This is a genomic window from Sphingobacterium sp. ML3W (assembly GCF_029542085.1).
Taxonomy (GTDB): domain Bacteria; phylum Bacteroidota; class Bacteroidia; order Sphingobacteriales; family Sphingobacteriaceae; genus Sphingobacterium.
Map to the genome: position 1 here is coordinate 1,830,147 of NZ_CP107036.1, position 20,589 is coordinate 1,850,735.

The following is a 20,589-nucleotide window of genomic DNA, read 5'->3' on the forward strand; positions in this document are numbered from 1 at the left end:
ACACATGAGAAATAATATCAGTATTATTGCCAGTGTTGCACTGTTCTCTTGCTTGACAAATACGGTCATGGCACAGAACAAAACCATCAGTGGAAGGATCACCAACCAAGCGGGAAATCCTATTGTCGCGAGCATCTTTTTGCAGGGCAATTCCAAGATCGGTACCAGCAGCAACGAGAACGGGGATTTTAGTCTTTCAATTCCGCAAAATTCGACCAATTTGGTGATCTCCTCTTTGGGGTATGAAACACAAACCGTTTCTATAAATGGGAACCTCTTAAATATTCAGCTCCAACCCAAAGGTGACTTCAATCTGGACGAAGTAGTTGTTGTCGGCTATGGTACACAACGAAAAGGAGACCTAACAGCTCCTATTGGAAAAGTAGATATGGGAGAAATGGTCAAACGGACTGTGGCCAATCCAATGGATGCCCTACAGGGTGCTGTCACCGGCGTTCAGATCGTCAGTTCCGGCGCACCGGGATCAACGCCATCCGTCCGTGTCCGTGGTGTAGGCTCTTTTAATAATGAAAGTCCCCTATATGTTGTGGATGGCATGTTTATGGACAATATTGATTTCCTGAATCCAAATGATATTGCCGACATCTCTATTTTGAAGGACGCTTCCGGCGCGGCAATTTATGGGGTACGTGCAGCAAATGGCGTTATTTTGGTTACGACAAAAAAAGGAAGCTTAAACATGAAGTCCAAAATTACATATAATGGTTTCGCTGGCTTCCAGACACCAACAAATGTTTTAAAAATGGCCAATGCGCAGCAATATGCGGCCTATGCAACGGCTATTGGTAATGACGCATTTGTAAAGAGTTCTGTACAGAAATTTGGTGGTACCGAAACCAATCCCGCGATGGATACAGATTGGTTCAAAGAACTGTTGCGTTCCAAGGCTCTGATCACAAACCATAACTTGGATATGATGGGTGGAGGTGAAAAAATAACCTATGCGATGGGACTTAATTACGTCAAACAGGATGGGATTATGGATGCCAGCAATATGAACCAAAAATACAATATCCGAATGCAGGTGGATGCTAAAGTAACAGACTGGTTAAAAGCAGGCTTTAGTGCACATTTCAATAATTTCAAAACCTATTCACCTAACAACGCCGCATTCAGACAGGCCTATTTTGCTTCGCCACTCTATCCAGTCTACGACCCTTCACTGGAACTTGCCAAACCTGAAAAATTTGGATCCAGTACTGCGATTGGCATGCAATCCGGATTTTGGTACAATAATCCGATTGCAACGGCATTCTACAATACCAATCAAACCAAAGGTTTTCAGATTTTACCAACAATCTATTTAGAGGCAGAGCTTTGGAAAGATAAGATCACTTTTCGCTCACAGCTTAGCCAGCGGTATCAATCCACCCACAACATAAACTATAATCCTGTTTATTATATTGATAATGACCAACGCAACGACCGCTCTTTTTTACGATCAGCGCAAGCACGTAACACCAATTATATCTTAGATAACCTCTTAACCTATAAAGATCAGGCCGACAAACATCACTGGTCTGTTCTACTAGGCCAGTCTTCGCGTGAAGAACGCTGGCGTGAGACCTGGGTTCAAGCCAATGATGTACCTGCGTCCGAAGAATTTTGGTATGTGGGGGTGGATGCCCAAGGTACTGGTTCAGCTACTGGTTACGGTGAGAGAGGGTCAAGAAATGCAGGTATATCCTATTTCACGAGAGGCACCTATGACTATGACAACAAGTATCTATTGACCGCAACATTCCGTGCTGATGGAAGTTCAAAATATCAGACAAAATGGGGTTATTTCCCCTCGATAGGTTTGGGTTGGGTATTGACCCGCGAAAAGTTTATGGAAAACCAAAAACTCTTCAATCAATTGAAGCTCCGTGGAAGCTGGGGTAAATTGGGGAACGACGGTATTCAACCCAATGCTGGATACGCGACAGTGTATTCGGGCAATAACTATTCGGGAATATTCGGCAGTGAAGGTGCAACAAATGGAACACGTGTACCCGGATATCGTGTCGGCCGATTTTTCACCCAGGTCCGTTGGGAAGTTGTTGAAGAATGGGATGGTGGTCTAGATTTCGCTTTGTTGAACAATCGCTTAACAGGTACAGTAGATTACTATCACCGTACAACAAACGATCTCGCTTTTAGCAGACCTATCCCCTTTTCTTGGGATCGTGTCTACGGCAATTGGGGCAGCGTAACGAACAGTGGCTGGGAGATTGGATTGCAATGGAAAGACAAGGTTGGTGACTTCGGCTATGCGATCGGCGGGAACCTGACCACATTAAAAAATCGAGTAAAGAACCTCGGTGGACTGGAGAATATCATGAATGGTTATCCCGAATGGTCAGCAGAATTTCCAGCGAGAATTGAGCTCAATCAACCCATCAACTTCTATTACGGTTATGAAGTTGCAGGTGTCTACCAAAATCAAGCGCAGATTGATGCAGATCCCATTGCGAAAAGATATAACCAACAAAATCCAAATACACCGATTTTACCGGGGTATCTTCAATACAAAGATCAGAACAACAATGGTGAGCTTGATGAAAAAGACCGCGTCAACCTTGGAAACTATCTTCCAACTATCGCCTACGGATTTAACCTAGCATTTGATTACAAAAAATTTGATTTAAGCATCGCCTTTCAAGGTGTAGCGGGCAACAAAATCCATAATCTTAATCGTGCAATGCGTCGAAAATACAATCAGATGAATGCAGATGCCGCTTTCATCGAAAATCTCTGGACCGGAGAAGGTAGCAGCAACACCCACCCTTCTGCAAAAGGATCTGTAGCCCCATGGAATCTGCAAGCAAGCTCGTTTTTTGTCGAGAGTGGTGCCTATCTACGGATACAGAATATTCAGCTGGGCTATAATTTTGATCTGAATAAAATACCTGTACGTGTTTTCGCGACAGCGGACCGCCCTTTTATATTCACTAAATACAATGGTTTTACGCCAGAAATAGCTGGAATGGGATTCGATGCCAACGTCTATCCAGTTGCTTCGTCTTATAGTCTAGGTGTCAAAGTATCGTTCTAACTGTTAACCTTTTAATTTAAACTGTATGAAAACTTTAAAATATATTCTGATTGCAAGCTGCTTAGGCCTCTCTTTTACCATAACCAGCTGTAGTAAGTTTTTGGACAAACCCTTAGAAAACCAGCAGCGCTCCGAAGAAATAGATTATAGCAATACCGCTTTGATGTATGGTCCGGTTTCTGGTGTATACCGTTCGGCTTCGGATGATAATCTGGTGCATTGGATTGACCTCTCCATTCGCTGTATGCGCGATGATGACTATCAGCAAGCTGCACCAAACCCAAATGATAATCCCGAGTTAATGGGTATCAAAAATTTTCAGAATGATGTTACAATTCAATCCTATTGGGGCCTAAATCAGTCTTGGATTAGCTATTACAGCCTTGTCATTGCAGCAAACAACGCACTGATCGAACTGGATAATTTTGCGGCTAAAATTCCAGCCTCCAATACAGCAGATTTAAAGCTGAATAAACAATACAAAGCGGAAGTTCGCTTTCTCAGAGCATATGCCCATCTCATGGCCTCACGATTGTTTGGCGATGTACCTATTCTAATTGATAGCGATAATATCGGCCGATTAGCTACGATCAATAAAAGCACCGCAGCGGAAGTCCGACAATTTATTATTGATGAAATGAATGCCTGTTCGGAGGATCTTGAAGATGCACGTCCAAACCAGTCTAAACACATTGGTGCTGTGACAAAATACACCGCCCTGCTGTTAAAAGCAAAAGCAGCAGCAGATCTGGCTGGAAATGACAATGGAAGCACGCATTGGAATGAAGTGCTTGATGCCACCAACAAAATTATAGCCAGTGGTCGGTTTTCTTTATATCCTAACTATTATGAGCTTTTTAAAATTCCTGGCAAGCTGGCTAATGAGTCAATCTTTGAACTACAATATTCCGATTTTGGATTAGGCACAGGTGATATCGTTCGACCAGGTGTCGACTGGGGGACTTTCTTCAAATGGCAAGGTCCTTCAGGTGATCAGAAAGGGAGTCCTATTTCCGGTGCCGGATGGGTTCCGCCTTCACAAAATATTGTTGATTTCCTTACCAATAGAGGTGAAACCGAACGTTTAAAAACGACGATCCAATATTGTGGAATCAATGGCAATCCGGCTACAACCGCGACAACACCAAGTGGAGACGTGGTCTATGGTAATCCTTTTGGTGTCAAATATTTCAACGGCAAGGCCTATCTTCCGAAATCCCAGATGACAGCAGGTCGAATGGAATATGGTGCGAATAATAATGTTCGTATATTACGTTATGCAGATGTACTTTTATTAAATGCGGAAGCAAAGGTCAGAAAGGGACAAAATGGGGACGAACCTTTTCGCCTGATTCGCGAACGCGCAAAACTAACACCAATTGCCAATGTCACCTTAAATCAGATCCTTGACGAACGTCGGGCTGAATTTGCCTGTGAATGGTGGGGCGAACGTTTCAATGACTTGGTTCGTACGGGGCATGCAAAAGATGTCTTTGGTTCAAAATTCATTCCCGGTGTAAGCGAGTTTCTCCCTATACCTCAGACCCAAATAGATGCAAATCCTAACTTTAGATAAATGAAGACAGCAGGAAGATTAATAACATTATTATTGCTAAACCTTCTCTTCGTTCCTATTGTATGGGGACAAAAAGGGAAAGTCATAAAAACAACAATCGCAAAAGTCGAAAATGGATTTACATTGATGCGTGGTGGACAACCTTATTTTATTAAGGGGGCGGGCGGAACAAGCAATATGGAACAATTAAAAGCGTATGGAGGCAACTCCATACGTACTTGGAGTCCACAAGGCGCAGATGAAATCCTAAATAAAGCACAGCAGTTGGAGCTTACGGTCACCTTAGGGCTGGATGTGAAAACAGAACGACATGGCTTCGATTATAACGATCAAACGGCAGTTGCCAAACAGAAAGAATACCTTCGCACAGTTATCCTGAAATACAAAGATCATCCAGCCTTATTGGCCTGGGGCATCGGTAATGAGCTCAACCTTCATTACAGCAATCCCAAAGTCTGGGATGCCGTCAATGATATTGCAAAAATGATCTATGAATTAGATCCCAATCACTTGGTAACAACCATGCTTGCGGGTATAAATCAAAAGGAGATTGATTATATCAAAGCAAAATGTCCAGCACTGGATCTGATTGCCATTCAGGTATATGGGGGTCTGGCAGCTGTCCCGCAAGAATTAAAAAAAGTAGGTTGGGATAAACCCTACATCGTAACAGAATGGGGCCCTACAGGGCACTGGGAAGGCCTACAAACACCTTGGGGCGCATCTATTGAAGAAACTAGCCACGAGAAAGCTACTGTTTACAAAAGCAGATACGAAGCATCCATCGGTCAGGACAAAAACTGTCTAGGTTCCTATGTCTTTCTATGGGGACAGAAGCAAGAACGTACCCCTACCTGGTATGGTTTGTTTACTGAATCCGGCGAAGAAAATGAAGTCGTTGATGTAATGCACTATCTGTGGTCGGGCAAATGGCCTAACAATCGGGCACCGCAGCTGGAATCCTTTTTGTTGGACAACAGGCAGGCAAAAGATTTTATCTATCTTGAATCAGGTAAGAAATATCCGATTGAAGTATTTGTTCGGGATCCCGATGGCGATCAATTGCAGACCCGCTGGGAGCTCCTGCACGAGAGTACAGACCTCAAAGAAGGTGGTGACCGTGAAGAAAGGCCTAAAGCCCTATCAGGTTATATTAAAAACAGTTCGGATAAAAAAGGATTTCTAACTGCCCCCGAACAGGAGGGCGCCTACCGTCTATTTGTCTACTCGGGTGATGGTAACAACAATGTAGCCACAGCAAATATCCCATTCTATGTGACAAAGAATACCCATAAATCCAATGCGGTCACTTATCAGTTTTCTTCAACACCAAACTGGTCAGATGAATTCAATTATACAGGGTTACCAGATAACAGCAAATGGTCCTATGATACTGGATCTTTGTATGATGGCTGGGGAAACAACGAACTGCAATACTATATGGACGCTTCATTAGCAAATTCCAGGGTGCAAGATGGCCTACTGAAGATTACGGCAAAGCGAGAAAGTAAAGACGGCAAATCCTATACCTCAGCTCGATTGGTCAGCAAAAACAAAGGGGATTTCACGTACGGCCGATTTGAGGCCCGAGCCAAACTACCTAAGGGTCGTGGCACCTGGCCTGCTATCTGGATGCTTCCGACCGATTGGAAATATGGAGGATGGCCCAACTCAGGTGAAATAGATATTCTCGAACATGTTGGCTACGATCAAGATGTCGTTCATATTTCGACGCATACCAAAGCTTACAATCATGGTATAAATACACAAAAAACAAGTAAAAGACAGGTTACAGGAGTTTCCGATGAGTTTCACAACTATCGGGTTGACTGGACCCCCTCCTACATCAAAGGTTTTGTGGATGACCATGAAATCTTTCATGTTGACAATGAGCACAAGAGTTTTAAAGAATGGCCCTTTGACCAAAACTTCCATTGGCTCATCAATTTGGCAGTGGGTGGCAACTGGGGAGGCAAGGAAGGCGTCGATGACAGCATATTCCCTGTGACATTTGAAGTTGACTATGTACGTGTCTATGATTTACTAAATTAAAAGTTCATTCGATATTCCCGTTTTAAAACAAAACCGCTTGTCATAATCGCTTGACAAGCGGTTTTACTTTTTAGGATTGCTTCATTGCAGATTTAACGAAAAACGAAGTAATCAATGATCCCGAACATGTTTTTTTGCTCAAAAGCAGGAAAAAGTAAGAACGTATTTATACTTTTGAAAATGCAAGCGGCAATTGAGTTTTCTCTGTTCATCGTTTTGGTATGAAAGATTGGAAAAACTGCAACAGCCATTGGTTAATTAGAAAGACACCCGAGCTAAAACACTTACTATGTACAACTTTAAAAGCGACTATTCGGAAGGGGCCCACCCCCGTATTTTAGATAAACTTATTGAGACCAATCTTGTGCAGCAATCCGGATATGGAGAGGATGAATATGCACAACAGGCAAAAGCAATTTTAAAAGAAAAATTAAACAACCCAGATGCAGGTATCTATTTCGTATCTGGAGGAACGCAAACAAATTTATTGGTCATATCGTTCTTGTTGCGTGTCCATGAGGCTGTTATAAGTGCAAAAACGGGACATATTGCAGCAAATGAAACAGGTGCAATCGAAGCCACCGGGCACAAAGTTATCACAACCGAAACAGCAGATGGGAAATTAAGGTCTGAAGATATTGCCAACGTTCTGGAGGCCTATGCGTTGGCTCCCCATGTCGTAAAACCACGTATAGTCTATATCTCCAATTCAACAGAAATTGGCACAATTTACACGCGTGATGAACTCAGGGCACTCTTTCAATTCTGTCAATCCCATCATTTGCTACTGTATCTCGATGGTGCCAGGTTGGGACATGCACTTACCGCTGAAAATAGTGATTTGACACTCGCTGCCATCAGCGAATATACCGATGTCTTTTATATCGGTGGCACCAAAAATGGAGCGCTTTTGGGAGAAGCCATTATCTTTAATAAACCTGAATTGGCTATAGATTTTGAATATGCAATCAAACAAAAAGGTGCTATGTTGGCCAAAGGGCGTGTTCTTTCAATTCAGTTTCTAGAACTATTTAAAGATGAGCTCTATTTCGATCTGGCTCGGCAGGCAAATGCCCTAGCCATGCGTATTGCGTCAGCAGTTCGTGAAAAGGGCTATACTTTTCTAACAGAATCCACCACAAATCAGTTATTCCCTATTCTTCCAAAGAAGGTCATTGAACGATTGAGCCAGCATTACCAATTCTATAACTGGAAAAATATCGATGCTGAGCATACCGCGATTCGACTCATCACCTCTTGGGCGACTGATGAGGAAAAAGTTGAAGCTTTTATTCGGGATTTGCAGGAAGCCTAAAGGAAAAGACGATTATTTGCTGAGCGATAACTACTCTATATAAGCAAAAAAAGCGCGCAAGGAAATAATAGAATCCTTGCGCGCTTCAGTTTTATAACAAAAAATTAATCTTTAGGTTCCAGTGCTCTCCATACACCAGCTGCGGCAGCTGCACCAACTAATGGCGCGACGATAAATAACCACAATTGCGATAATGCATTGCCTCCAGCAAGGATCGCAGGTCCGAATGAACGTGCAGGATTAACCGAAGTACCCGTCACTGGGATCGCCACCAAGTGGATCAAAAGCAATGTAAATCCGATTGCTAAGCCTGCCATAGTACCATTACCTACCTTTGAGGTTGTAGCCAATATGACGAAAAGAAAGAGAAAAGTTAAAACTGCTTCGATTAGGAAGGCTGAAGTTTGACCATATTCATTTTGATAACCTTTCCCCCATCCATTGGACCCGTAAGCCCACTCTCCTGCCGAAAAGCCGGCTAATTGTCCGCTCAAAATCTGTTGCAATACAAAGGCACCCAAAAGTGCACCGATAAACTGCGCAATGATATAGACAATCGCGTCCTTAGCGGACATTTTTCCGGCCAGTAGCACGCCTACTGTCACCGCTGGGTTAATATGACAGCCCGAAATCCCTCCAATGGCGTAGGCAAAAACCACTACCGAAAGACCAAACGCTACAGCAATACCCAAGAGGCCTAGCCCTGAAAGTCCCCCCATGGTATTGGCTCCAGCAATAGCGGCCGCACCACAACCAAACAGTACCAAACCAAATGTTCCAATTAGTTCGGCAACAAACTTTGAAGATGTTTTAATTTCCATATGAATCTGTTTATAACTTAGTTAACTCTAATTTAATCATTTTTTATATAAAACAAGAATAACGAATAAATTATTGTAGAACAATATCTACATCCTCCGTAAATCAAAGCAATCCTATATTTCTAGTTATATTCGATATTGCCTCGCTATTTCATTTCAACCTACCAGCGCTTCAACTTCCTGGATCAGTGCCTTGAGTATATCCCCCGTCGAATCATCCCGATAGAAATGAATAGATTGCCCTAGCCAAATACCAACAAAATCTATATTTTTATTGGCTTTAGCAGCCTGTCTCAACGTATTCGTCAATTTATTTTGATAGGGATAAGGTAAAATATAATCGCTCCCGTCCAAGGTCTCAATAAAAGTGTTCTTAATCGCCCGAGTAAATCGTCCCGAAAAACTCCTGGTCAATACAATATCTGATTCCTTCACCTTACTTAGACGCTGTTTTTCAAAACCCAACAGCGCACTTTCCCTGGATTTAAGCAATAAACTCCCGACCTGAAAGCCAGCAGCTCCCAGTTGTCTCGCCGCAAGTAAGGTATTGGCATTGTATATCCCGCCTGCATAGATCAAGGGTTTATTCACGTGATCATGTACTTGCGACAACAATGCCAGTCCGCCAATCTGTGGAATAGCAATATCATTGAAGCTTCCGCGATGGCCACCAGCCTCTAGCCCCTGTACACAAATAATATCAACACCTGACTTTTCCAATATCAGGGCCTCCTCAACGGATGTGCAGGTACCGATCAGGACAATCTTATTTCCCTTTAAAAGACCTATGCTCTCATCGTCTAGATTGCCAAAAATAAAACTGACGATTTTGCACTGGCTTGCTATAATGGCAGCTACTTGTTCTCGATAATCCGTCAAATGAATTTCCTCAAACTTTGGCAGCACAACCACTAGTCCATGCTGATGAGCTAATGCTGCTACAAAGGAACTCACCTCGTCATAGTGGGATCTCAGACTTTCTGAGACCTCAGGCATGCTATTGACAAAAATATTGACTGCAAAAGGCTGTGTAGTTAGTTTTTTCGTTGCAGCAATGGCATCCATGCATTTTTCGTAGGACAAATCTCCAAGGGCCAATGTACCTAAAGCGCCAATTCCCGAAGCTGCTGCGACCATTTCGGGGGTTGTAACACCAAACATAGGCGCCTGTACGATCGGATATTTTGTGCCTAATAGCTGTGTAATTTGAGTTGACCAGTTCATGATAAAGTGGTTTTTATCACCAAAAGTTAAATCGGGTAACTTGATTGTGATTTTAAACTAATTTACCGCTTTTATTGGGCATTTTGCAAGCATCCACCGCATTTATTCGACAAACTTTAAACGGGATAAAAAATTAATACTGTATATTTACTTAGGAAATACAATTTTATGAAAATAGCTTTCTTTTCAACCAAACCATACGATAAAATATTTTTTGAACGGGAAAACGAAACCTACGGTTTTCAATTCAATTTTTATGAAACCCATCTCGGACCTCATATTGTCAATGCAATTGACAATGAAGAGGTTGTTTGTGTTTTTGTCAATGACAAGTTGGACCGCAAGGTGATAGAAATCCTTGCTCAAAAAGGCGTAAAATTAATCGCCTTGCGATGTGCAGGTTTCAATAATGTAGATTTGGATGCGGCGAAAGAATTTGGTATCCAAGTCTGTCGTGTACCCGCATATTCTCCTGAAGCTGTTGCTGAACACACGATGGCTATGCTACTGACACTCAACCGAAAAACACATAAAGCCTATAATCGCGTCCGTGAGCAAAACTTTGCCTTAAACGGCTTATTGGGCTTCAATATCCATCAAAAGAAGATTGGTGTTATCGGAACAGGGAAAATCGGTAAAGCGTTTATCCGAATTGCCCTCGGATTTGGAGCGGAGGTCATCGCGTATGATCTGTATCCTGATCAGGATCTGATCGCAGCCGGTGTTCAGTATACAACTCTTGATCAATTATTTAGGGACTCCGATATCATCTCCTTGCATTGCCCCCTTACACCAGACAACCATTACCTCATCAATAAAGAATCGCTAGCAAAAATGAAGGATGGGGTTACCATTATCAATACGAGTCGCGGTAATCTTATTCATACCAATGATGCCATTAGCGCATTGAAAGAGCGAAAAATAGGATTGTTAGGAATTGATGTTTATGAACAGGAAGAGAAACTATTTTTTAAAGATCTCTCCACCGTTATTATAGAAGATGACACCATTCAGTTGTTGATGAGTTTTCCAAATGTCTTAGTTACAGCACATCAGGCCTTTTTCACAACGGAAGCACTAACCCAAATTTCTCAACGCACATTAAAAAGTATTGCTGAAATATTGACCACGGGCACGACCGACAATGAGGTGATCTTATAGCAGTACATCCAAAGATCATTAATTTTTAACATGAATAATACAGAGAACAATAAAGTTTTGAAAGGCTTTTTATTGGCTGTTAGCGCAGCCATACTTTGGGGCGTTTCCGGAACTTTTGGTCAATTTCTTTTTCAACAACGAGGCGTAAATGTCGAATGGCTGATTACCATTAGAATGTTGGTAACAGGTGCTGTCCTCCTAATTTTAGCAGGAGCAAATAACCGCCGGGACTTATGGTCTATCTGGAGCAACCGCAAAGATGCCATTGACCTGCTCTTATTTAGTATTGTCGGTGTACTTGCTGTTCAATATTCCTATTTTGCTGCGATTAACTATTCCAATGCTGCTACAGCAACGGTGATGCAATACACTGGTCCGGTTATGATCGCGATCTATATTGCGTTAAAAGAGCGGAAATTTCCCAATGGCAAAACATGCCTGGCAATTTTACTGGCCGTATTAGGTACGTTTTTGCTGGTCACCCATGGTAAAATAGGAACATTGTCGATCTCTGGAATTGCACTGTTCTTTGGATTAGTTTCAGCAGTAACACTGGCCTTTTATACCTTACAACCTGTTCATCTCCTCAATAAGTATAAATCAACAGTTGTCATTGGCTGGGGTATGCTCATCGGTGGAATTGCATTTTGTTTTGTCAGAGCTCCCTGGGATGTTGCAGGTGTTTGGGATATGCAGACCTATACCTATACTTCGTTTATCGTTATTTTTGGAACCCTCATCCCTTTTTACGCCTACCTCACAGCAGTGAAATTAATTGGCGGTCAAAAAACCAGCCTTCTCGCTTCCGCAGAACCTTTATCAGCGGCATTACTGGCGGTATTATGGCTTAACACACCTTTTGCCTATACCGACTGGATGGGTACTGCATGTATTATCCTGACTATTGTTTTATTGGGAACATCGAAAAAAGAAGAAATGCATACTGTGTAGGCAACTACCAGGATGCATTTCCAAATCCTCCTATACACGCTCACTTTTATAGCTTAACCACCATTCATCGAGCTGCTCAATAATCGGTAATAATGTTTTTCCTAAATCGCTGAGTTTATATTCTACCCGTGGTGGTGATTCCGCATAAATCTGTCGGCACAGGATACCATCGCGCTCCAGTTCACGTAATTGTACCGTCAATGTTGTCTGTGCCATATCATCCATTTCCCTACGCAGCTCACCAAACCGCTTAGGACATTCTCTTGCGATGGCTTTGATCAGTAAAACCTTCCATTTTCCGCCTATAATCTTGAAAATACCATTGACATCGCAACAACTTCCAAAAAACTCACTTTTTTTTTCGTTCATAATCACCTCATAATGACCATTAGTTCATAAAACCATACCAAGTACATAATTTATAACTACTTGATCATAAAAAATTTCCAAACTACTTTTGACTATAAAATTATCAAAAACTTTCTATATGCACTTCCAAATTAAAGATTTGCTTCATATTTCTATCCTATCCATTGGCATCTTTTTGTTTGTCATAGATCTATTCATTATCAATGTTTCTTTACCGACCATACAGCATGCCTTGAATCTGAGTAATAGTGCGACACAATGGATCATTATCCTATATATCATTGGGTATGCTAGCCTGCTGATCAATACAGGCAATGCCGGAGATTATTTTGGCAAAAAGAAATTATACCTACTGGGTATGGCCGGTTTTACTTTTGCATCGATCTTATGTGGACTGTCAACCAATATCTATTTCTTATTACTCGGCAGGCTGCTCCAGGGAATTAGTTCAGGTATGATGGTGCCACAGGGCATCGCATTAATTACCTTACTTTTTGAAGATGCGACAAAACGATCAATGGCATTGGGAATATATGGCAGTATTGCAGGTATTGCCTCTGTCATTGGTCAGCTGCTCGGTGGCCTACTTCCGGATCAATCCTGGATACCGGAAAGCTGGCGTCTTATTTTCTTAATTAATATTCCCATTGGTATCCTTGCCTGCATTGCCGCCTATCGTTATGTCCCCAGTGATCAGGCAAACCCCAAATCCACAATCTCATTTATACCGATGCTGACTTTATTTATACTCATGATAGGCATGATATACCCCTTGATCATGGGACCTGAACTGCATTGGCCGATCTGGTGTATCCTACTGTTGGGGACCGCGCTTATCTTAACATTGCTGTTCCTGAAAAAGCAGAGGAGGCTATACCAAACCGGACAACAGGCGCTTTTTAACTTCTCACTCTTCCACAGCAAGGTCTTCAACCTTGGGTTGGTAGCTGCACTAGCCTATTACATGGTTCAGGATGCCTATTTTATTATTAATTCCAATTATCTACAGAATCACAAGAGCTACACAGCTACCATGACTGGTGTCGCTTTCGTTTACCAGGGTATTGGGTATGTCGTTGCAAGCCTTATGGTCAACAAGTTGATTCAACGTTATGGGAAAGCAGTGATACTGGCCGGATTGGGCACAATGGTTATAGGTCTGTTCTTTCATCTGCTCGTTCTCAACAAAGAGACTATCGCGACTGATCAGCTTCATCTGCTCTTTTTCATTTATGGGCTTGGATGTGGTAGTGTACTCCCCTCCTTGATGACACTCGCATTAAAAGATGTCAACAAGGAATTCATTGGTGTAGGATCCGCCATCTACCTCACGATACAACAGCTGTCTATCTGCCTCGGTATTGCTTTTGTTGTCGGACTTTTCCTACATGAAAAGGGAAACACCTTCTTCCTTCTGAATAATATTACTGCTGCTTATGGTTATGCGACTACAGTATCAATGCTATTACTCATCTTGGTTGCCTGTTGTATTTCCTACCTCCCAACAATTGGGAAAAAGAAAGGCAATGGTATCACCGCCCAGCAGAATCATGATTGTGAGGTATTAAATTAATCTTTCCCTTCGTATTTTTTGAATAATGGGTAGTCATAAGGTATATGCATACTGAGGGACTTTGCTTCCCATGTATCTCCACCTTCAGGAAGATAGAAATCATAGGCGTTGTCCAGGAAATTCTCTCCATCGGGTGCTTCCTGCCAATCTTTCTTCTCGCGGTTATAGAGTAATATCATGCAGCTTACACAGTATTGGTTTCCCTCTTTCTTGGGATTTTCATAACATTGGCCAATTTTGATGTTTAACTTCTGTTGAATAATAACATCTGTCAATCGCTTGTTCGTGAGGTAGATTAATGCCAATTGTGCATCTTCATCCGTAGGAGACTTCTTTGCAGGAGTAAGTTTATCAAATTGAGCATTTTTAATCTTTGCCATCTCAGCCGATTTGAATTCAGGAGCAAGAAGATTGGTATCTACAGGACGAAAGTCCTCCACATCAGCTACACGGGTGATACCGGGTTCTAAGGAAGATCCCCGCGCTGCTGTATCAGCATCCAATGCAGCCGCGCCCCCATCATTTTTCCCAAATACCTGAGCTAGTTCAGACAAATGATGTCCGATATGGTTAAAACCAACAACATAACGTAAAAAAACAAAACCTATCACAAGTACAGATAAGCCTATTATTAAGCCTTTTTTACTCCCTGAGCGGTTGCTTTTTTCTATTTCCAAAAAAGAAGATGGCTCAGGTTCTCCTCTGTTTATAGCTTGGCTATTAAACACTTCGTCGTAATCAACTAAAAATAGGTCTTTACCATCGAAAAGATCAATATCACCTTCCTCAAACATTTGGACAATATCGCGGGCCGTTTTCAATTTTACATTTGCGCGATTGGCGATTAGTTTAATTGCGCCATCGTAATTGCCTTGTTTAATTAAATCTATAATTATTTCTTTATCAATTTCGATCTTGTTGACGAGAATAGTTTTGTTCATCTGGTTGTATCTTCTTTCAGTTGATTCCTGTTATGCTATGTTCTTTACGATATTCAAAAATGAGATTAATAAATGGAAGATCAATGAAAATTTCTTCCTTTATAAAAAACATCATTCACCTGCTCATCCTCTTCTGCCAGATTTTTTAATAAACCCGACATATCAAAACAGCGTTCAGCAATGATATGGATCACCTCTCCCTCTACCTGTACTTTTCCTGCAACCATAAACAATTTAGCTCGAAGGATCTCCTTTCGGTATTTTTCGAATACTTTACTCCAGATAACCACGTTTGCAAATCCAGTATCATCTTCAATGGTCACAAATAGCACGCCTTTGGATGTTCCAGGCCGCTGCCGCACTGTAATCAATCCACATACCTTTACGGGCATATTATTTTTGATCAGGTTTAATTTTTCAGTTGGTACAATATGCAGAAGATCCAATTTGTCACGTAGGAAACTTACGGGATGCGCTTTGATGGACAACCCGGTTCTTGCATAATCCGCTACGACATGTTGGCTGGGGCGCAACAAAGGTAGCTCAATCTGCCCTTCTATGCTTTGTGGTGAAGGTTTCCCTTCAAATAATCCAATGGGACGATCTCCTAAAGCAGTGATTTCCCACAATGCCCTCCGGCGATCGATGCCCAGTGAACGGAAAGCATCCGCCTCAGCCAACCTTTCCAGTCCAGACAGGGACAGCCCAACTTCCATCATCGTTGTGATCGCCGAATATCCATGTTGGCGCGCCGAGGTCAGCAATAGTGCTTCTTCTTCCGAAAATCCCTTGATCTGACGTAAGCCCAAGCGCAGCGCATGCGGGTGCCCCATTTTACCTTCCAGGGTATTATCCCAAAAGGAATGGTTGATATCGATGGGTAGAATTTTCACCCCATGTCGCTCCGCATCAATAACGATCTGCGCAGGCTGATAGAATCCCATAGGCTGACTATTGAGCAAGGATGCTGCAAAAATATCGGGATAATGGCATTTGATCCATGATGAAACATAAACCAAAAGCGCAAAAGAAGCCGCATGGCTTTCCGGAAAGCCGTAACTCCCGAATCCTTCCAGCTGCCGAAAAACCCGTTCAGCAAACTCTACGGTATAATCTTTCTTCACCATACCGTCTATCATCTTTTGCTTAAACACCGACACCTGCCCTTTTGCTTTAAAGGTCGCCATACTACGGCGCAGTTCATCTGCCTCGGCAGGTGTGAATCCGGCCGCAACGATCGCAATCTCCATGGCCTGCTCCTGAAACAGCGGAACACCCAGTGTTTTTTCCAAAATCGCCCTAATTTCTTCTTTAGGATAGTCCACAGCCTCTTCTTTATTTCGCCGTCGCAGGTACGGATGCACCATATCCCCCTGTATCGGCCCCGGACGTACAATAGCTACCTCGATAACCAGATCATAAAATTCCCTGGGCTTTAGTCGTGGCAACATGGACATCTGCGCCCGGCTCTCAATCTGAAATACCCCCAGGGTATCGGCATGACAGATCATATCATATACCTTTGGATCTTCAACTTCACCAATCTTGGCCAACGTCAGATCCAGCCCATAATGACTTTTGGCAAGATCAAAAGCCTTCCGGATACAGGTCAGCATCCCCAATGCCAGTACATCTACTTTGAGGAAACCCAGTGCCTCCAGATCATCTTTGTTCCACTCCAGGTTGGTTCGGTTATCCATGCGGGCATTTACCAAGGGACAGAGCTCGTGCAGATTACCCTGTGTAATAACAAAACCACCGGTATGTTGCCCCAGCTGCCTTGGAAACCCAATATACTGATGCGTCAATTCGAGTACCTTACGCAAATGCGGATCGTCGGAATTAAAGCCTTGTTCCTTCAAGCGCTCCAGATCAATATAATCGTCCCAATGACTGCTGACCACGCCGGCCAGACGGCCGACAGTATCCATGGATAGTCCCATTGCTTTCCCTACATCACGTACAGCCCCTTTAGCACGTACCTGCGTCACCGTCGCCACAATAGCCGCGCGGTTGCGACCATATTTCTCATAGATGTACTGAATCACCTCTTCGCGGCGTTCATGTTCAAAATCGACATCGATATCAGGTGGTTCATCCCGCGCATCCGACATAAACCGTGCAAAGAGCAACCTGAATTCAGCAGGATTGACTGAGGTAATGCCCAGACAGTAACAAATGGTAGAATTGGCAGCCGAACCACGTCCTTGACATAAAATACCCCTTTCTTTTGCAAAACGCACATAATCATAGACGGTCAGAAAATAAGAAGCATAGCCCTTACGCTCGATAAAATCAAGTTCCATCTGGATGGTATCCCGGATAGCATCAGGGATCTGATCACCAAACCTATCTTTCGCTCCTTTCCATGTCAAATAGACCAATTCTTCCTGCGCGGTACGCCCATTAGAAGACAGTTCATCTGGATAAACATATTTTAAATCATCTAAGGAGAAGCTGCATGCTGCTGCTATTTCCATTGTCCGTGAGACGGCTTCAGGATAAGGTCTAAACAGGCGCTCCATCTCTGCTATAGGTTTCAGATACCGTTCGGCATTGGGATACAATTTAAATCCTGCATTCTGAATGGTGCATTTCTCCCGGATGCAGGTTAAAACATCCTGTAGTTCCCGCCTTTCGGGTACATGATAATAGACATCCCCCAAAGCAACAAGGGGAATTGCAAGGTTTTCGCCCAATTGTTGCATACGGAACAAGAGCTTTGCATCATCACCACGGTATAGCCGCTTGACTCCCAAATACAGGGCCACGCCTAGTTGCTGCTTATATTCCGTTACAGAAGTGAGAAAACCGGCTTCCAGTTCAAATTTGGCCGTTAACCGAGTGAGTGGACAGATAATAAATCGAATTCCTTCCCTATACTGGTAAACATCCGATCGATAGAGATGACATTTTCCTTTTTCAGCGCGCAGATTACCTATGGTCAATAAGGATGATAACCGGCCATAAGCTTCTTTATCGGTTGGATACGCCAATAAACTTGGACCATCCTGTAAGTCCAGCCGACAAGCTGGAATAAGTGTAATACCGTGCTTCTTCGCGGCACTATGGGCGCGAACAATACCAGCAAAACTATTCCGGTCAGTAACCGCAATTTTGCGGTACCCCAATTGTGCTGCACGTTCCATCAGTTCTTCCGGATGGGAAGCTCCTTCCAGAAAACTAAAATTGCTCGTTACCTGTAATTCACAATAACCCATCATTATGCAAAAAAACCATGTAAAAACCATTGATTGGGCAAACTGTCGTCGTAATGCCCTGAACGATAAAGCCAAAATCGCTGGCCTTTCTCATCCTCAACGGCATAATAATCGCGATGTTCACCTTTATCTATCCACCATTCCCGTTCAATGCGCTCCGGCCCATCCGCCTTTTTAACGGTATAGACTTCCCCTTTATAGCGAAATAACAATGGTGGATAATCGGGAATAGGTGCTGTAACCAAAATAGGTTCTGGTATGCTTAACAAACGCGTGGGCCGGGGTCTTTCAGTTTGCCAGTCAACAGTGGCTACTTCCTGGACTGAATTGGCAGTTTTCATGGAGCGCTCAGGCCAATAATGTGCTGCTGGCAAATAACGGGAAATATCACAGCTGGGATCTCTGCTTTTTAGACGATCCAATAATTCGGTCACCATGGGATTATCAAGTCCAATGCAATTGCCCCATAAATTCTCCTGCACAGGATCGGCCTCTTCAACCTTGGGTACCTCCAAGATAAACAGTTCAATACCCAATGCAGGTTCTATCTGTGCGATTTTCAAGGCAAATAACTGAAACAAGTGATGTTCATGCGCTGTCGCCCGATTGGTTCCGATGTTGATCTGTTCGATTTTTCCGTCAATACGGTGACATTGTAATACAGCCTCCCGTACACCTTTGCCTTCCCCGATCAGGCGTTTACAGATTGCATGTAAAAGCTGCTGGAGGGCGAGCTCAATACCTTCGGCTGTACGGATCGGTTCCAGACTGGGCAAACGTTCTTCATAGGGAAAGATTGGCTTTATGGAAATGATAAATTCATCTTCATGCCCAATAGCCTGATCCAAGCGGAGAAGCAAATGATTTCCGAAACGTCGGCGCAATGCTGTACGTGGCATGGCCGAAAAACTTCCAATTGTTTTCAAGCCAAGGCTTTGCAATCGTGCTAATACAGCGGCTTCCAGTCGAAGTGCCTGGGCTGGCAAAGTCAATAAGGCATCAAAGTGCATATCTGCCTTTAAAATACTGCTTTCCTTTCCGAAACGGGCTATTGCCCAAGCAGCACCGACGGTATCTGCAATACACATCTGCACATCATAGCCATGTTGCTTAAACCTGGAAACGATATGCTGTACATAAGATTCTTCTCCACCCCAGAGGTGGGAACAACCACTGATATCCAAAATAATTCCTTCAGGCAGGTCTATCGCTACGACAGGTGTATACCTGATACACCAATGTGCAATGCTATGGAGCAATTTTTCCTTTAATCCCGGACGTTCATTGATCACTTTTAAGGAGGGGAAAAATGCCTTTGCATCGGCAATGGCCAAACCTGGATATATACCTTCCTCTTCAGCCAGAGGATTACTGGCACTGACGATCAGCTTTCCATGGGTAGAAATCGCCAATACAAAAGGTATTCCCCTGAGCTGGGGATGCCCAACAGCCATCCAGTCTGTTTTTAGATGGCGAAACCACAAGGAGGCAAATCGCTTTTTCATGCCAATCCCTGGTTATGATAAGATGGTGCCCAACCTTCAATCTCTTGCCTTGTTTTAGCAACAGGCACAAAGTCGCCGGCAGTCCATGTCATCTGCCATCGCCCCGGATTTCCGTTCCGGACTTTCAACAAAGCTATATCCCAACTTGGGTAGCCAATTCCCGGCAATCCACCTTCCAATTGACTCGGCAGCGAGCTAATTTTCCATCGTGCTGCACAGGCAGTTGCTCCCAGTAACTTTGGGTTGTGCTGTAGGATAAATCCCGTCACTGCACTTTTCTCCACGGCCAACTGCAAGCGTCGCGACTGTACAAAGTCCAAATGATGTATCTCCGCCAGTACAGCCGTTATCCCTTCACATTTTAGGGCCTCTTCCATCGCCCATAAAACATCCTTTTCCCGTCCCATACGAACGAAAATGACATTTTCAGGAACAACACCAAACGATTTCAGGGCCGTGGGAAATAGTGTATGAAAGCAACTTATCCAAATGCAAATCCCACCATTACACATCAGCTTGCCCAACAATCCACTGATAAAACCACAAGAAACAGCTCCCCCTACCCGATCAAAACTAACAAATTCGTGAATCACTCCTCTTGGGAAAATTCCATTGGGGAAAGCCTCCTCCAATGGACCAAGGCCCATCGGAAGTACATCGGCCGATTTTTGTGGTACTCCCTGCCATACCAGCAGGTCCTTTTTCAATTGGCCGATTAAAGCTTTTTTTTCTGTTAATAACATAGCCACCTCCGTCTTAAAGTTTAAGCAAATTTAATACTAATAATTTTAGTATTAAAACGAATTTGCTATGTTTTTTAGC

Annotated in this window: 14 protein-coding genes; 7 read left to right on the forward strand and 7 right to left on the reverse strand. The window is 43.1% G+C overall.

Going from position 1 to position 20,589, the window contains the following annotated elements:
• Positions 1 to 4 precede the first annotated feature (4 nt).
• The 4 genes from OGI71_RS07845 to OGI71_RS07860 all read left to right on the forward strand — a co-directional run bounded on the left by OGI71_RS07845 (position 5) and on the right by OGI71_RS07860 (position 8,001).
• On the forward strand, positions 5 to 3,058 hold the full coding sequence (locus OGI71_RS07845; RefSeq protein WP_282254842.1) for a TonB-dependent receptor: 3,054 nt from the start codon (positions 5 to 7) through the stop codon (positions 3,056 to 3,058).
• Positions 3,059 to 3,083: 25 nt separating this feature from the next.
• A complete protein-coding gene (locus OGI71_RS07850; protein ID WP_282254843.1) occupies positions 3,084 to 4,634 on the forward strand; it encodes a RagB/SusD family nutrient uptake outer membrane protein in 1,551 nt (516 codons plus the stop codon).
• A complete protein-coding gene (locus tag OGI71_RS07855) occupies positions 4,635 to 6,686 on the forward strand; it encodes a glycoside hydrolase family 16 protein (RefSeq protein WP_282254844.1) in 2,052 nt (683 codons plus the stop codon).
• 289 nt (positions 6,687 to 6,975) lie between these two features.
• A complete protein-coding gene (locus OGI71_RS07860; RefSeq protein WP_282254845.1) occupies positions 6,976 to 8,001 on the forward strand; it encodes an aminotransferase class I/II-fold pyridoxal phosphate-dependent enzyme in 1,026 nt (341 codons plus the stop codon).
• Positions 8,002 to 8,105: 104 nt separating this feature from the next.
• Here the strand turns inward: OGI71_RS07860 and OGI71_RS07865 are convergent, their stop codons facing one another.
• Positions 8,106 to 8,822 (reverse strand): MIP family channel protein, encoded by a 717-nt coding sequence (locus tag OGI71_RS07865; RefSeq protein ID WP_223580086.1) that lies wholly within the window; start codon positions 8,820 to 8,822, stop codon positions 8,106 to 8,108.
• A 156-nt stretch (positions 8,823 to 8,978) separates the two neighbouring features.
• Positions 8,979 to 10,046, reverse strand: a complete 1,068-nt coding sequence (locus tag OGI71_RS07870) for a nitronate monooxygenase (protein WP_282254847.1) — start codon at positions 10,044 to 10,046, stop codon at positions 8,979 to 8,981.
• A 168-nt stretch (positions 10,047 to 10,214) separates the two neighbouring features.
• On the opposite strand from OGI71_RS07870, the gene OGI71_RS07875 reads away from it, so the two are divergent.
• Positions 10,215 to 11,207 (forward strand): 2-hydroxyacid dehydrogenase, encoded by a 993-nt coding sequence (locus OGI71_RS07875; RefSeq protein ID WP_282254848.1) that lies wholly within the window; start codon positions 10,215 to 10,217, stop codon positions 11,205 to 11,207.
• Between the two features lie 30 nt (positions 11,208 to 11,237).
• Positions 11,238 to 12,158 carry a DMT family transporter gene (locus OGI71_RS07880; protein WP_282254849.1) on the forward strand — a complete coding sequence of 307 codons (921 nt, stop codon included), beginning with the start codon at positions 11,238 to 11,240 and terminating at the stop codon, positions 12,156 to 12,158.
• 30 nt (positions 12,159 to 12,188) lie between these two features.
• Here the strand turns inward: OGI71_RS07880 and OGI71_RS07885 are convergent, their stop codons facing one another.
• Positions 12,189 to 12,527: a helix-turn-helix domain-containing protein gene (locus OGI71_RS07885; RefSeq protein WP_282254850.1), complete on the reverse strand. Its 339-nt coding sequence runs from the start codon at positions 12,525 to 12,527 to the stop codon at positions 12,189 to 12,191.
• Positions 12,528 to 12,645: 118 nt separating this feature from the next.
• Here OGI71_RS07885 and OGI71_RS07890 point away from each other — a divergent pair, with 118 nt between their 5' ends.
• Positions 12,646 to 14,100: an MFS transporter gene (locus OGI71_RS07890; RefSeq protein WP_282254851.1), complete on the forward strand. Its 1,455-nt coding sequence runs from the start codon at positions 12,646 to 12,648 to the stop codon at positions 14,098 to 14,100.
• Here OGI71_RS07890 and OGI71_RS07895 read toward each other — a convergent pair.
• From OGI71_RS07895 to OGI71_RS07910, 4 genes are all read right to left on the reverse strand, one after another.
• Positions 14,097 to 15,041, reverse strand: coding sequence for a hypothetical protein (locus tag OGI71_RS07895; RefSeq protein ID WP_282254852.1), 945 nt, complete (start codon positions 15,039 to 15,041; stop codon positions 14,097 to 14,099). The genes OGI71_RS07890 and OGI71_RS07895 overlap by 4 nt on opposite strands.
• Positions 15,042 to 15,121: 80 nt before the next feature.
• Positions 15,122 to 18,265, reverse strand: a complete 3,144-nt coding sequence (locus OGI71_RS07900; RefSeq protein ID WP_335995643.1) for an error-prone DNA polymerase — start codon at positions 18,263 to 18,265, stop codon at positions 15,122 to 15,124.
• Positions 18,265 to 19,767, reverse strand: a complete 1,503-nt coding sequence (locus OGI71_RS07905; RefSeq protein ID WP_282254853.1) for a DNA polymerase Y family protein — start codon at positions 19,765 to 19,767, stop codon at positions 18,265 to 18,267. The genes OGI71_RS07900 and OGI71_RS07905 overlap by 1 nt, the downstream gene beginning before the upstream one ends.
• Positions 19,764 to 20,510 (reverse strand): Error-prone repair protein ImuA, encoded by a 747-nt coding sequence (locus OGI71_RS07910; RefSeq protein WP_282254854.1) that lies wholly within the window; start codon positions 20,508 to 20,510, stop codon positions 19,764 to 19,766. The genes OGI71_RS07905 and OGI71_RS07910 overlap by 4 nt, the downstream gene beginning before the upstream one ends.
• Between the last annotated feature and the right edge of the window lie 79 nt (positions 20,511 to 20,589).

Excerpts from the sequence above, each read along its gene's own strand:
- OGI71_RS07910 (WP_282254854.1), bottom strand. The coding sequence starts at position 20,510 with ATGTTATTAACAGAAAAAAAAGCTTTAATCGGCCAATTGAAAAAGGAC.
- OGI71_RS07870 (WP_282254847.1), bottom strand. The coding sequence starts at position 10,046 with ATGAACTGGTCAACTCAAATTACACAGCTATTAGGCACAAAATATCCG.
- OGI71_RS07855 (WP_282254844.1), top strand. The coding sequence starts at position 4,635 with ATGAAGACAGCAGGAAGATTAATAACATTATTATTGCTAAACCTTCTC.
- OGI71_RS07865 (WP_223580086.1), bottom strand. The coding sequence starts at position 8,822 with ATGGAAATTAAAACATCTTCAAAGTTTGTTGCCGAACTAATTGGAACA.
- OGI71_RS07875 (WP_282254848.1), top strand. The coding sequence starts at position 10,215 with ATGAAAATAGCTTTCTTTTCAACCAAACCATACGATAAAATATTTTTT.
- OGI71_RS07885 (WP_282254850.1), bottom strand. The coding sequence starts at position 12,527 with ATGAACGAAAAAAAAAGTGAGTTTTTTGGAAGTTGTTGCGATGTCAAT.
- OGI71_RS07845 (WP_282254842.1), top strand. The coding sequence starts at position 5 with ATGAGAAATAATATCAGTATTATTGCCAGTGTTGCACTGTTCTCTTGC.
- OGI71_RS07850 (WP_282254843.1), top strand. The coding sequence starts at position 3,084 with ATGAAAACTTTAAAATATATTCTGATTGCAAGCTGCTTAGGCCTCTCT.
- OGI71_RS07860 (WP_282254845.1), top strand. The coding sequence starts at position 6,976 with ATGTACAACTTTAAAAGCGACTATTCGGAAGGGGCCCACCCCCGTATT.
- OGI71_RS07890 (WP_282254851.1), top strand. The coding sequence starts at position 12,646 with ATGCACTTCCAAATTAAAGATTTGCTTCATATTTCTATCCTATCCATT.
- OGI71_RS07905 (WP_282254853.1), bottom strand. The coding sequence starts at position 19,767 with ATGAAAAAGCGATTTGCCTCCTTGTGGTTTCGCCATCTAAAAACAGAC.
- OGI71_RS07895 (WP_282254852.1), bottom strand. The coding sequence starts at position 15,041 with ATGAACAAAACTATTCTCGTCAACAAGATCGAAATTGATAAAGAAATA.
- OGI71_RS07880 (WP_282254849.1), top strand. The coding sequence starts at position 11,238 with ATGAATAATACAGAGAACAATAAAGTTTTGAAAGGCTTTTTATTGGCT.
- OGI71_RS07900 (WP_335995643.1), bottom strand. The coding sequence starts at position 18,265 with ATGATGGGTTATTGTGAATTACAGGTAACGAGCAATTTTAGTTTTCTG.